The 12705-nt window shown below is 71.8% G+C and carries 13 protein-coding genes; 9 read left to right on the top strand and 4 right to left on the bottom strand.

Features of this window, described 5'->3' with window-relative positions:
* Nucleotides 1–68: 68 nt before the first annotated feature.
* Together ACIBH1_RS33175 and ACIBH1_RS33180 are read right to left on the bottom strand one after the other, a co-directional pair.
* Nucleotides 69–2162 (bottom strand): SpoIIE family protein phosphatase, encoded by a 2094-nt coding sequence (locus tag ACIBH1_RS33175; RefSeq protein WP_397317939.1) that lies wholly within the window; start codon nt 2160–2162, stop codon nt 69–71.
* A 170-nt stretch (nt 2163–2332) separates the two neighbouring features.
* On the bottom strand, nt 2333–2896 hold the full coding sequence (locus ACIBH1_RS33180) for an HhH-GPD-type base excision DNA repair protein (protein ID WP_181615436.1): 564 nt from the start codon (nt 2894–2896) through the stop codon (nt 2333–2335).
* A gap of 155 nt (nt 2897–3051) precedes the next feature.
* Between ACIBH1_RS33180 and ACIBH1_RS33185 the strand changes: the two genes are divergently transcribed.
* From ACIBH1_RS33185 to ACIBH1_RS33225, 9 genes are all read left to right on the top strand, one after another.
* Entirely contained in the window at nt 3052–3276 is a 225-nt protein-coding gene (locus ACIBH1_RS33185; protein WP_181615437.1) for a hypothetical protein, read from the top strand.
* Between the two features lie 87 nt (nt 3277–3363).
* Complete coding sequence (locus ACIBH1_RS33190) at nt 3364–4818, top strand: hypothetical protein (RefSeq protein WP_397318129.1); 1455 nt, start codon at nt 3364–3366, stop codon at nt 4816–4818.
* Entirely contained in the window at nt 4808–5563 is a 756-nt protein-coding gene (locus ACIBH1_RS33195; RefSeq protein WP_397317940.1) for a thioesterase family protein, read from the top strand. The genes ACIBH1_RS33190 and ACIBH1_RS33195 overlap by 11 nt, the downstream gene beginning before the upstream one ends.
* 25 nt (nt 5564–5588) lie before the next feature.
* Nucleotides 5589–6344, top strand: coding sequence for a LamB/YcsF family protein (locus tag ACIBH1_RS33200; RefSeq protein ID WP_397318130.1), 756 nt, complete (start codon nt 5589–5591; stop codon nt 6342–6344).
* A complete protein-coding gene (locus tag ACIBH1_RS33205) occupies nt 6341–7054 on the top strand; it encodes an allophanate hydrolase subunit 1 (protein WP_397317941.1) in 714 nt (237 codons plus the stop codon). The genes ACIBH1_RS33200 and ACIBH1_RS33205 overlap by 4 nt, the downstream gene beginning before the upstream one ends.
* Nucleotides 7051–7875 carry a biotin-dependent carboxyltransferase family protein gene (locus tag ACIBH1_RS33210; protein ID WP_397317942.1) on the top strand — a complete coding sequence of 275 codons (825 nt, stop codon included), beginning with the start codon at nt 7051–7053 and terminating at the stop codon, nt 7873–7875. Before ACIBH1_RS33205 ends, ACIBH1_RS33210 begins: the two co-directional genes overlap by 4 nt.
* A 273-nt stretch (nt 7876–8148) precedes the next feature.
* On the top strand, nt 8149–9183 hold the full coding sequence (locus tag ACIBH1_RS33215; RefSeq protein WP_397317943.1) for a LacI family DNA-binding transcriptional regulator: 1035 nt from the start codon (nt 8149–8151) through the stop codon (nt 9181–9183).
* Nucleotides 9184–9436: 253 nt separating this feature from the next.
* The gene (locus ACIBH1_RS33220) at nt 9437–9973 is read left to right on the top strand and encodes a PadR family transcriptional regulator (protein WP_397317944.1); all 537 of its coding nucleotides are present in this window, start codon (nt 9437–9439) and stop codon (nt 9971–9973) included.
* A 13-nt stretch (nt 9974–9986) separates the two neighbouring features.
* Nucleotides 9987–10715 (top strand): VOC family protein, encoded by a 729-nt coding sequence (locus ACIBH1_RS33225; RefSeq protein WP_397317945.1) that lies wholly within the window; start codon nt 9987–9989, stop codon nt 10713–10715.
* Between the two features lie 6 nt (nt 10716–10721).
* Here ACIBH1_RS33225 and ACIBH1_RS33230 read toward each other — a convergent pair whose 3' ends face one another.
* Both ACIBH1_RS33230 and ACIBH1_RS33235 read right to left on the bottom strand, forming a co-directional pair.
* Nucleotides 10722–11579, bottom strand: a complete 858-nt coding sequence (locus ACIBH1_RS33230) for a PhzF family phenazine biosynthesis protein (protein WP_397317946.1) — start codon at nt 11577–11579, stop codon at nt 10722–10724.
* Between the two features lie 37 nt (nt 11580–11616).
* On the bottom strand, nt 11617–12669 hold the full coding sequence (locus ACIBH1_RS33235; RefSeq protein ID WP_397317947.1) for a winged helix DNA-binding domain-containing protein: 1053 nt from the start codon (nt 12667–12669) through the stop codon (nt 11617–11619).
* Between the last annotated feature and the right edge of the window lie 36 nt (nt 12670–12705).

Consider the following 12705-nt stretch of genomic DNA (forward strand, 5'->3'; position numbering starts at 1 on the left):
GACCGGAACAGTAGTGCGTACGGAAGCGGGTCACTGATACCCGAAAGCAACCGTTATGACTGTTTCATTCAGTCACTCTTCGTCGCAGGCGGGACGTGAATTGCTAGCGCGGTCACATCATCGTCCTGCTCGTAACCGGACAACATTCGGTCAACCAGGAAATCCAACAGCATGTGCGGAGATGTCACGACTTCCGGGGGCGCTTCGCCGACAACCGCGCATAGCTCCGCGAGTCCCGCATCCAGCCCACGCTTGCGGTTTTCGACCAGTCCGTCGGAGTAGAGCACCGCCGTGTGACCCGGCGGCACGACGAACCTGAACTGCCGGCGCGAGGTCGGCCAGCCCAGAGGAGTGCCCGGCTCGGCCTCGCACAGCACCGCGGTGCCCTGGGGCGAGACCAGGACGGGCGGCGGGTGACCGGCCAGCGCCAGGGTGCCCTCGCCGGTGCCCGGCTCGACCACCATGTACGCCAACGTCGTGACCTGCTCCTCTTCCTCGGTCGCCTCGAAGACCCGGTCGAGACCGGTCAGCACCGAGGCGGGCGGAGGGTTGGTCAGCGCCAGCGCCCGCATGGCGTTGCGGATGCGGCCCATGCCGGCCGCCGCCTTGACGCCCTTGCCCATGACGTCGCCCACGACCGCCGCGACCCGCCCGTCCTGCAGGACGAACGCGTCGTACCAGTCGCCGCCGACCTGGACGTGGCGGGAGCCGCTCCTGAAGCGCTGGGCCAGCAGCAGGCCCTTGACGACCGGCAGCCGGTCGGGCAGGAGCGAGCGCTGCAGCGTCTCAGCGGTCTTGTGCTCGCGCTCGAAGAGCGTGGCCCGCTCCACGGCCAGGGCGCACTGCCCGGCCAGCGCCTCCAGGAAGACGCCGTCCTCCTGGGAGATCTTCTGCGGGCGCGTGAAGGAGAACCGCAGCGCGCCCAGCGCCCGGCCCGCGGCCAGCAGCGGCAGGCCCACCCAGGCCCGCTCATCGCTGTGGGCGAGGTAGTTGGTCAGGACCTCCTCGTCGCCGCCCGCCTCCAGCAGCTGCGCCTTCAGCGATTCCGGCGACTCGGCGAAGACCGGGCGGCGGCTGTTGACCGCCATGGTCATCACGCTGGAGTGCGACAGCGGGATCTCCTCGCCCGGCGCGCCTGGCGACTCGGGGATGCCCTCCTCGTTGACGAGCTTCAGCGAGGCACGCTCCAGGTCGAGCAGCGCCACCGCGGAGCGGTCGGCCGCCAGAGCGGTGCGCCCGACGTCGATGATGACCTGGACGACCTGCTCGACCGTCAGCGCCTCGGCGAGCTGGGCCGTGGCGCCCTGCAGGCGTGCCGTGCGCAGCGCGGCGGCGCCGAGCTGGTCGGTCAGCCGCCCGCGCATCTCCTCGGCTTCCTTCTGCGGCGTGACGTCGGAGTTGGCGCCGACCCACTCGACCACCCGGCCGTGCCGGATGATCGGCACCGCGCGCACCTCGAAGTAGCGGTAGCCGCTGGCCCGGGTGCGCACCCGGTAGTTCCACTCGAACATGGTCCGGCCGCGCAGCGCCTCGCGCCACGCCTCGTCCGTCTGCCGTCGTTCGTCTGGATGAACAGCGTCAAGCCAGCCGTGTGCCAGATATTCTTCCAAGCCCTGCCCGGTGATCGCCCGCCACTGCGGGGCGTCCTCGATCACCGCTCCGGTGGGCGAGGTGATCCACACGAGCTGCGACTGCGCCTCGACCAGCGAGCGGTAACGCTCCTCGCTGCGGCGCAGCTCCTCCTCGGTCTGGCGGCTCTCGGTGACGTCGGCGCCCACCAGCGCGACCGCCTCGAGCTCGCCCTCGGCGGAGTGCACCGGCGAGAACGACAGCGACCAGTGGCGGGTGTCGCCGTCGGACGAGCGCACGCGGACGCGGCCCTCGGTCACCGGAGCGTCAGTCTCGATCACGGCCTGGACGGCATGCGTGATCAGCTGGCTGAGGTCGGCAGCCAGCAGCTCGGTCGGCTGCTTGCCCAGCAGCCGTTCGGCGGGCACGCCGACGACGTCGGTGAACACGTCGTTCACGCGACGCACCTTGCCGTCGGCGTCGAAGAAGGCGAAGGCGAACTCCGCCTCCGACAACAGGCCCTTGAACAGGGCGGAGTCTGAGATGTCCACACCCGACTCCCGGGGACGTGGGACGGAGGTCTCGGCGCTCATGGTCGGCACCTCCGTCGCGTGCCAGGGTCTCCCACGCGGCACATCTCCAAAACCTTGTATCGGTGTAGCGCAGCTCCGGGCGACCGGATTCTGCAGTACATCATCGGTGATAGGCCGCCGCGGACGGAAGCCCCGGCCCAAATCCCGTCAACAGAAGCTGTCAAATCTGCCTACTTCGCGGCTTTCTTGGCAGCTTGCTTGGTCTCCCTGACCCTGACGAGGCTGTCGCCGTCGACCACGTCGGCCACCGAACGGAACGATCCCTGCTCGCCGTACGGCCCCGCCGCCTCGCGCCAGCCCTCGGGCTGGACCCCCAGCTGCTTGCCGAGCAGGGCCACGAAGATCTGGGCCTTCTGCTTGCCGTAGCCGGGGAGCGCGAGCAGCCGCTTCAGCAGCTCCTTGCCGTCGCCCACGCCCTCCCAGACCGCCTCGGCCCGGCCGTCGTGGTGCTCGACCAGGTAGGCGGCGAGCTCCTGGACCCGCCCCGCCATCGACTTGGGGTAGCGGTGCACCGCGGGCTTGTCGGCCATCAGCGCGGCGAACTTCTCCGGGTCGTAGGAGGCGATCTCCTCAGCGGTCAGATCGTGTCCGAGCCGCTGCGAGATGACGTACGGCCCGGCGAAGGCCTGCTCCATGGCGATCTGCTGATCGAGGAGCATGCCGACGAGTAGGGCGAGCGGGCTGCGGCCGAGCAGGTCGTCGGCCTCGGCCCGCTGGGCGAGCTGGATTCGCATGAGGTCAGCTTCCCACGAAAGGCCTGCCGAAGGTCGCCGGTGCAGCGAAGACAGACGTCACAGAGCCTTGACACTCGCCGGATAACCGATGGAATGGGAGCGCAAGTCACCCTCGCGACGGTTTACTACTAGGCCTGCAGAGGAATCTGACACCTATGCTCGCTCTGGCCACGCGCTTCCTGCGGGAACCGGTCAGTCTCAGGCTGGCCGAGGAGTTCCTGACCGTACCCGTCGACACCATCGACCGCTGTGTCGCCGACGTGTGCGCCTGCGCGGATCACCTCGGCATCGAGGCGACCGCCGACATCATCGAACGGATCGCCCGAGAGCATTTGCTGGCGATTGTGAACTCCGCACCACCTCCGCGGGCGGGCCGATAGCATCGTCACGGCACGGTTCCGCCTAAATTGCGAGAGAGTGAGGGCGTGCGCCGAAACCGAACCAACCCTGACGAAGTCTTCCAGGAGATGCTGCAGGCGGCGCGCGAACTGCTGGCCGTACGCAGCCCGCTCGATGCCGAGCTGATGGTCTCCGACATGGTCGGCGCCTGGTGGGGACGCCGGGTCAAGGGCGGAGACGTCGAGCAGGTGCTCGGCGAGGGTCTCGTCGACTACGCGGCCAAGGCGGGCACGCCGGCCTCGCTGACGCTGCTCATCTGCCTGGCCTACCTCGGCACCGCGCGCCAGGGCGCCAAGGCCGAGGGCGCCGCGTTGGCCATGATGGAGTCGGGCGTGGCCCGGCCCGGCTGGGCCGACCGCGTCGGCGCGGTCAAGCCGACCGGCTGCTACGTGTCGCGCGACGCCTACGGCGACCAGGACACCGTGTTGTGCACCTTCGCCTACTCCGGCCAGGACCGCCACGCGCTGGTGCTGGTGGTCGACTACAACATGCGCGGCATGGCCCGCGACGCCTGGGTCTCCTCCGAGGTCGAGAAACTCCTGGAGCAGGCCCGCGCCGAGGCCGAGGCCAACCCGTTGCTCACCTTCCAGGAGATCGAGCCCCAGCAGGCCAGGGCGCTGCTCGACTCGGCGATGAGGTCCACCCGCGAGTCCAAGCCGCGTCCGCCCGTCAGCGACAGCTACAGCGCCTACCACGCCTTCGCCCGCTCGCGCCTGAAGGCGCTGCCGCCCGGACGCAAGCGCCCGGCGCCGCTGCACAGCGAGGCGCCCTACAGCCGCGAGCGGCGCGCCATGCTGGCCGCCGAGTTCCTCGCCTCCGACGAGGCCGAGCACCTGTCCGACCGCTCGGCCGCCTCGCGCTGCGCCGACCACATCATCGACTACGGCATCAGCCAGGACTTCGGCCGCCCGCTGCGGGTCAGCCCCGCCAAGTGCGAGACGTTCCTGCTCACCTGGCTGCCCGCCAAGGTCATGCTCTCGCCCGAGGAGCAGGAGGCCATGCCGCACGTGCTGTCGGCCTGGTCGCGCTTCGCCGCGCGCAAGAGCGCCCTGCCCGACCGAGGGCTCAAGGCCACGCTCGACGCGATCTGGGAGGCCATGGCGACCTTCCCGGAGGCCTACCGCGATCCGGCCGCGCTGGGGCTCGACAGGGCCCTGCTGGAGCGCCTGCTGCCCGACGGCGACCTGTCGGCGCTTGCCCGTCGCCTGTTCGCCTTCCCGCCGCTGCCGGGCGCCGACGATCTCAACCCGGCCGATCCCGCCGACCGCCGGCGCCTGCTGGCCGTCGACCACGGTGGCGAGCTCGACGAGCAGCATCTGGCCTGGCACGAAGAGATCGCCACCCGGTTGTGGGAGGGCGATCCGCCGGAGATGTGGGAGGCCGCCCAGCGCCTGCTCGACCTCGGCCACGACCGCGAGGAGGTGCTGCACGTGCTGATCGAGATCGTCGAGCGCATCGGCGGCGACCCCGAGGAACTGGCCACCGCTCTCGACGACATCGCGGAGATCCCCGATGAGTTCTGAGGCGTTCTACACGCCCCTCGCCCCCGGACGTTTCCTGGCCACCGAGCACGCCCAGGGTCCCTGGGACCCCTCGATGCAGCACCTGGGCCCGGTCACCGCGCTGATCGTGCACACGCTCGGCGGCTCCGAGCTGGAGCTCTCCCGGCTCGTCGTGGAGATCTTCGCCCCCGTGCCCGTCGCCGAGCTGGAGGTGGCCACCTCCGTCGTGCGCGACGGCAAGCGCGTGCAGTGCCTGGAGGCCACCGTCTCCTCCGGCGGCCGGCCGTACGCCCGCGCCACCGCCTGGCGCATCAGGACCGAGGAGACCCCGGCCACCCCGGTCGGCGGCCCGCCGCCCCTGCCCGAGACCTCCGCGTCGTCGTGGCTGACGACCTCGTTCGGGTACGGCAGGGCGATGGACTGGCGTTTCGTCAGCGGCTCCGCCGACGAGCCAGGGCCGGCCACGGCGTGGGGCAGGGCGCGCGTCCCGCTCGTGAAGGGCTTCGAGCCGACCCCGCTGGAGCGCCTGGCGTTGTTCGCCGACAGCGGCAACGGCATCAGCTTCGCCCTCGACTTCGACCGCTACCTGTTCGCCAACATCGACCTGACGATCTCGCTGTTCCGCATGCCGGTGGGCGAGTGGATCTGCATGGACTCCGCCACCGTCATCGGCCCCACGGGCCGCGGCCTGACCCGCACGACGCTCTCCGACTCGCTGGGTGAGGTCGGTACGGCGACGCAGACCCTCTTCGTGGGTCCAAGATAGTGCCATGGCGAGCGACACCTCCAGCTTGATCATCGATCTCAACGCCGACCTCGGCGAGGGTTTCGGCATCTGGCGGCTCGGCGACGACCTGGCCCTGCTCGACGTCGTCACCAGCGCCAACGTGGCGTGCGGCTTCCACGCGGGCGACCCCGTCACGATCCGGCGCACCTGCGCGGCCGCCATCGACCGCGGGGTGACCATCGGCGCCCAGGTGTCTTACCGCGATCTGGCCCACTTCGGGCGGCGCGAGATGGAGGTCGAGCCCGAGGAGCTGTGCGCCGAGGTGCTCTACCAGCTGGCGGCCGTCGACGGCATCGCCCGCGCCATGGGCGGGCGCGTGTCCTACGTCAAGCCGCACGGCGCGCTCTACAACCGCATCGTGCGCGACCCGGTGCAGGCCGCCGCCGTCATCGACGCGGTCGCCGACTACGACCCTTCGCTGCCGGTGCTGACGCTGCCCGGCTCGGCCGTGCACGCCGTCGCGGCGGCCGAGGGCGTGCCGACCGTGTGCGAGGCGTTCGCCGACCGCGCCTACACGCCGTCGGGCACACTCGTGCCGCGCCGCGAGGCGGGCTCGGTGATCCACGCGGTCGACGAGGTCGCCGCGCGGGCCGTGCGCATGGCCGTGGCCCAGACCGTGAAGTCGGCCGACGGCGGCGACGTGCCGGTGGCGGCGCGCTCGATCTGCGTGCACGGCGACACGCCCGACGCCGTACGGCTGGCCCAGGCCGTACGAGACTCGCTGCTCGAGGCCGGTGTGGTCCTGCAGGCCTTCGCATGACCGTTCCCGCCGAGGCGATCCGGGTCGCGGGAGAGCATGGGCTCCTGGTCGAGACCGGGTCGCTCGCCCTGTCGCACCGACTCGACGCGCTGCTGCGGGCCGACCGGCCGCCGGGTGTGGTGGAGGTCGTACCCGGCCCGGCGACCGTGCTCGTGGTCGCGCCCGGGGCCGACATGCCACGGTTGCGCGGCCACCTCGCCGCCCTGCTCGCCGCCACCCCGGGCGCGGAGGCGGTCGCCGCCGTCGCCGGCACCACGGCGCCGGATCCGCGCGACGCGGTACGGCGCAGCCCGGCGCCTGATCACGGCGGGCAGGCCGTCTCCCCGTCCGCCGAGACGGTCGTCATCCCCGTCACCTACGACGGCGAGGACCTGGAGTCGGTGGCCGAGGCGGCGGGCCTGACCCCCGACGAGGTCGTCGCCCGCCACACCTCCAGCGACCTGGTCGTCGGCTGGCTCGGCTTCGCGCCCGGCTTCGCCTACCTGACCGGCCTCGACCCCGTGCTGCACCTGCCCAGGCTCACCACCCCGCGCACCAGCGTCCCCGCGGGCTCGGTGGCCGTCGCCGGGCCGTACTCCGCGGTCTACCCGAGCGCCTCCCCCGGCGGATGGCGCCTGCTGGGCCGCACCGACGAGCGGGTCTGGGACGTGCGCGCCGACCCTCCGTCGCGCTTCCAGCCTGGCATGCGGGTGAGGTTCGAACGAGCATGATCGAGATCCTGAGTCCCGGGCCGTACGCCACGGTCCAGGACCTGGGCCGTCCGGGCTACGCCCACCTCGGCGTGCCCTGTTCCGGCGCCGCCGACGTGCCGAGCCTGCGCCTGGCCAACCGCCTCGTCGGCAACGCGGAAGGCGCGGCGGCGCTGGAGCTGACCTTCGGCGGCGCGCGGCTGCGTTTCGCCAGGGGCGCGTGGGTGGCGGTCACGGGAGCCGACTGCCCCGTGGGCCCGGTCGGCGGGATGAACGCCCCGTTCTGGGTGCCGGAAGGCACCGAGGTGCGATTCGGCACGCCGCGCGAGGGCCTGCGCACCTATGTGGCGGTCCGCGGTGGCGTGGCCGTGGAGCCGACGCTGGGCAGCCGCTCCACCGATTCCCTCGCGGGGCTCGGCCCCGCCCCGCTGTCGGCCGGGACCGTGCTGCCCGTCGGGGTGGCCCAGGGCGAGATCACCGTCGACGTGGCGCCCGTGGCGGCGCTCGGCCGGCGGGTGCTGCGGGTGCTGCTCGGTCCGCGCGACGACTGGTTCGCCAGGCCCGGGGATCTGTTCGCCGAGCCGTACGAGGTGACGCAGGACAGCAACCGGGTCGGCGTCCGCATGCGGGGACGCGAGCTGAAGCGGGTGCGCGAGGGCGAGTTGCCCAGCGAGGGCATGGTGGTGGGAGCGATCCAGGTGCCGCCGAGCGGCCAGCCGATCGTCTTCCTCGCCGACCACCCGCCGACGGGCGGCTATCCGGTGGTCGGCGTGGTGCGCGGCGCGGACCTACCCCTGCTCGCCCAGCTCAGGCCGGGCGAGCAGGTGCGCTTCAGCCCTTGATCACGCCTTCCTCGACGCCGCGGAAGAAGAAGCGCTGCAACGTCGCGAACACGATCACGATCGGGATGAAGGCGAAGACGGTGATCACGCTGAGCATGCCGCGCACGTCGGGTGAACTTCGGCTTCAGCGCCCAGGTTTGCGGCGATAGCTTCCCGGTGATGGAGCCGGAGGTGCTCGCTGAAGCCGCCTGCCGCGGTGGCGTTCGAGCTTGCTAAACCGTTCTAGTTATCGGGACTGTTTACCTGGCAATCTTCTGGTGTCAAGGGGGAAGAGTGGCGCGACCGACCATCGCCGACATCGCCCGGCGGGCCGGGGTCTCGAAGGGGGCGGTCTCCTTCGCGCTCAACGGGAGACCGGGCGTGAGCGAGGCGACCAGGCGATTGATCCTGCAGGTGGCCGAGGAGATGAACTGGCGGCCGCACAGCGCCGCGCGGGCCCTGGTGGGGGCCAAGGCCGAGGCCGTCGGCCTGGTCATCGCCCGGCCGGCGCGCACGATCGGGGTGGAGCCGTTCTTCGCCCAGTTGCTGTCAGGCCTGCAGGCCGAGCTGTCGTCGCGGGCCGTCGCCCTGCACCTGCTGGTGGTGGAGGACACGGCCGCCGAGATCGAGATCTACCGGCGCTGGGCCTCCGAGCACCGGGTCGACGGCTTCATCCTGGTCGACCTGCAGGTCCGCGACCCGCGCGTCGAGGTCGTGGAGGAGATCGGGCTGCCCGCCGTCGTGCTCGGCGGCCCCGGCAAGCACGGCTCCCTGTCCAGCGTGTGGGCCGACGACCGCGAGGCCATGCTCTCCATCGTCGACTACCTGGCCGCTCTCGGGCACACCCGCATCGCGCACGTCGCGGGCCTGCCGTCGTTCCGCCACACCCAGCGCCGCATCCGCGCGCTGCGCGACTCGGCCAAGCGGCTGCGCCTGGCCGAGGTGATCTCGGTGCCGACCGACTTCAGCGACTCCGAGGGCGCCGCCGCCACGCGCGCGCTGCTCTCGCGTGCCGTACGGCCCAGCGCGATCGTCTACGACAGCGACGTGATGGCGGTCGCCGGGCTCGGCGTGGCCACCGAGATGGGGGTGGCGGTGCCGCGCGCGGTGTCCATCGTGGCCTTCGACGACTCCGTGCTCGCCCGCATCGTGCACCCGCCGCTGACGGCCCTGTCGCGCGACACCTTCGCGCTGGGACGCCAGGTCGCGGCCACCCTGCTGGCGGCGATCGCCGAGCCGGGGGTGCCGCGCGACGTCAAGACGCAGACGCCGCGGCTGACGGTGAGGGAGAGCACGGCACCCTTGGCAGAGGGCGCTAAATCGATTTAGGTTCCGGCCCGAGGTCAATCGGAGGGCTGCCCCCTGTGAATCCCGTTCGCTTCGGCGCCAGCCGGAGAGGTCGCGCCCGGCAGCGACTTCCACACGAAAGGGTGCGGCTGCGCCAGGCGGGACCCGTGGCGATCGTCCCGGCGGCGCGAGCCGCCGACCTCGACCACCTGCGAGCCCGAGGAGTCAGGCGATGAGAGTGCCTGCCGCCGCCCGCATCCACGAGCTGGAGGCGTGGGGCCAGTAGGGTTGGCCCGTGTCGGCCATCCGCCTGCTGGTTCTCGGCTCCGTGCGCGCCAACCGGCGCGCCCACGGCTACCAGGTCCGTAGCGACCTGGAGAGCTGGGGCGCGCACGAGTGGTCCACCGCCAAACCGGGTTCGATCTATCACGCGCTCAAGCAGCTGGCCAAGCAGGGCATGCTGCGCGCCCACGAGGTCGCGCCGAGCGACGCGGGCGGGCCGCCGCGTGTGGAGTACGAACTGACCCCGGCCGGTGAGGCCGAGTTCCTGGAGCTGCTGCGCGATGCGTTGTCGCGGCACGACCAGAAGATCGACCTGCTCACGGCCGGCGTCGGCTTCATCGACGCGCTCCCCCGCGCCGAGGTGATCGAGCTGCTGCGCCGGCGGCTGACCGCCCTGGAGGGCTGGCGGGCCGAGGTCGACAAGCTCTGGACCGGGCAGGAGGACTGGGGGGCGATCGGCGAGGTGATGCGGTTGTGGGTGCACTTCTCCGACAGCGGCGCCGAATGGACCCGCGGGCTGATCGAGAGGCTCCAAGCTAGTCAAGTTTGACTAGTATGGCCGTATGGCCCACGAACGCATGATCCCGATGCTCCCCTGCCGCGACATCGACGAGCTCGCCGAGTTCTACCAGGCCCTCGGATTCACCCGCACCTTCCGCCAGACCCGGCCCAACCCCTACGTCTCACTCCGCAGGGAGGACATCGAGCTGCACTTCTTCGGCATGCCCGACGCCTTCGACCCGGCCGAGTCCTACGGCACCTGCGGGGTCTTCGTGCCGAGCACCTTCGAGCTGCACGCCGCGTTCGCCGCGGGCATGCGCGAGAAGTACGGCAAGCTGCTGGTCTCGGGCATCCCCCGGATGACCCGGCCGCGCAAGCGCAAGAACGTCAGCTACCAGCCGGGATTCACCCTGATCGACCCCGGCGGCAACTACGTGCGGTTCTTCCCGCTGAAGGAGCTGCCCGACGGCGCGGAGGACAAGAGCAAGCTCGCCGTGGCGATGGACAACGCGGTGGTCATGGGCGACTCCCACGGCGACCCGGCGCAGGCGGCGAAGATCCTCGACGGCGCCCTGCGGCGCACGGCACCCGACACTCCCGCCGCCGACCTGGTGGAGGCGCTGGCCTACCGGGCGGAGCTGGCGGTGACCCAGGAGGACCACGAGCGGGCGCGCGAGCTGCTCGAACAGCTCAGGCGGGTGACGCTGGACGACGCCGACCGGCTCCGCCTGGCCGACGCGCTGACGAACGTCGCCGACTTGGAGGCGATCCTGGCCCAGGCGCGGCCGTAAGCGGTCTTACAGCTCCACCTCGCCGCTGACGCAGGTGACGACGTCGCCGCCGACCCAGATCGTGCCGTCGGCGTCGGCGGTGATCGTCACCCGCCCGTCACGGCCCAGGACGGTGCCCTGGCGCACGGTGTAGGGCGCGCGGGCCCGGCCCTTGCCCAGCAGCCACTGGGCGATCGAGGCGTTGAGGCTCCCGGTCACCGGGTCCTCGCGCAGCTCCCTGCCGACCGGGAAGAACGCCCGCACCTCGAAGTCGGCCTGCGCGCCCTCGGCGTGGCGGCCCACCACGCCCAGGTCGAGGTGGGGCGCGACGACGCCCACCTTCTGGTCGACGAAGTGCGGCTCCAGGGCGAGCACCTGCTCGGCGTCGCCCAGCTCGACGGCCACCCAGCCGGGCCCGTTGTCGGCCCAGGTCATGTCGACGACCTGGGCCGGCTCGACGCCCAGGGCACGCACGACCTCGGCGGCCAGCTCGGGCTCCACCGGGCCCGAGCGCAGCAGCGGCGGCGCGGCGAAGGCGAGCGAGTGGCCGAAGCGGCGCACCTGGACCAGCCCGGCGCCGCACTCCTGGACGACCACGTCGGTGTGCTTGGGCATGCCACCGGCCAGCAGCCAGGCGTGGCAGCTGCCCAGCGTCGGGTGGCCGGCGAAGGGCAGCTCACCGGCGGGGGTGAAGATGCGCACCAGGTAGTCGGCCTCCGCGTGGCGCGGCGGCAGGAGGAAGGTGGTCTCCGACAGGTTCGTCCAGCGGGCGAAGCGCGCCATCTCGTCGGTGCTCAGGCCGGTGCCGTCGAGCACGACGGCCAGGGCGTTGCCGAAGTAGGGCCGGTCGGTGAAGACATCGACTTGCTGGAAGGGGCGCCTCATGCGAGGAGTCTGCCAGAACTGTTCCGTCATATCCGAATCACCGGGAACCGGCCATGATCCGTTCGAGGGCCTGCGTGGCTCCCGGCACCTCCTCGAACAGCTCCAGCGACCCGTCGGGCTCCCACACCCCGGCCACCCGCCCCTGGTAGACGACGACGGGCGAGATCCAGCCCGCGGCCCTGCTGACCTTGGCCTTCACCTCGGCGGGGATGAGCGCCGTGAGGTCGCGGGGCGCGCCGAGGATGTACTGGTCGAAGCCCGGCAGCAGGTGCACGTCGGCCGACGGCCGGGCGGCGGCGAGGTCGTCGAGGGTGGAGGTCAGCGCCAGCAGGCTCTGTCCTTCGACGTCGACCTCGGTGAGCTCGGGCCTGAGCGCGGCGAACCAGCCCTTGAGCACGGCCTTGCGGGAGACGCCGCCGAAGAGCCACTTGTCGAAGATCTCGGGCGAGGCAGGGCCGTGGGCGCCGAGGAACGCGCGGGCCACGCGTACGCCCGCCTCCTCGTGGGAGGGCAGCGCCCAGTCCTTCAGCCAGGTGTGCGGCGAGGTGAAGGTGACCTTGCCGTCGCGGGGCGGGCCGTAGCAGAGCTCGCCCAGCCGGGCCAGCGGCTTGAGCAGCGCTCCCCAGCCGGAGGTCAGCGCCTCGCGCAGGTGCTGGTCGCCGGTCACCTCGACCACGGCGTCGACGAGCTCCTCGCGGGTGAGCACGCTGTCGCGCAGCGCCTGCGGCACCGCCTCGATGATCGCCTCGATCTCCTTGGCGGTCACGCCGTGGCCGCGCTGCCAGGCGCCCTTCTCCCACGAGCGCAGGGTCGCCAGGGCCGCGCAGTAGTCGGCCAGCTCGTCGGCGGCCACCAGGTGGAGGGTGCCGCGCATGACCCAGGTCTTGACCAGGGTGCGCTGCTCCCACAGCAGCGGGTCGACGTCGGGGTCGGCGCCGCGCACGGCGATGGCGAGCCTGGCGGAGGAGGCCACCTGGGTCTGCACGCCGCACAACCGGCGGACGACGGCCAGCGTGTCGGGCGCGTCGGCGCCGGCGACGAACTGGCGGCGCAACCGCCACGACAGGACTTGGGGCCAGGTGAGCTGCATAGCCCATCAATAGCAGAGCGCCCCGACAGCTCCGCC

This window comes from Nonomuraea sp. NPDC050663 (genome assembly GCF_044456985.1).
Taxonomy (GTDB): Bacteria; Actinomycetota; Actinomycetes; order Streptosporangiales; family Streptosporangiaceae; genus Nonomuraea.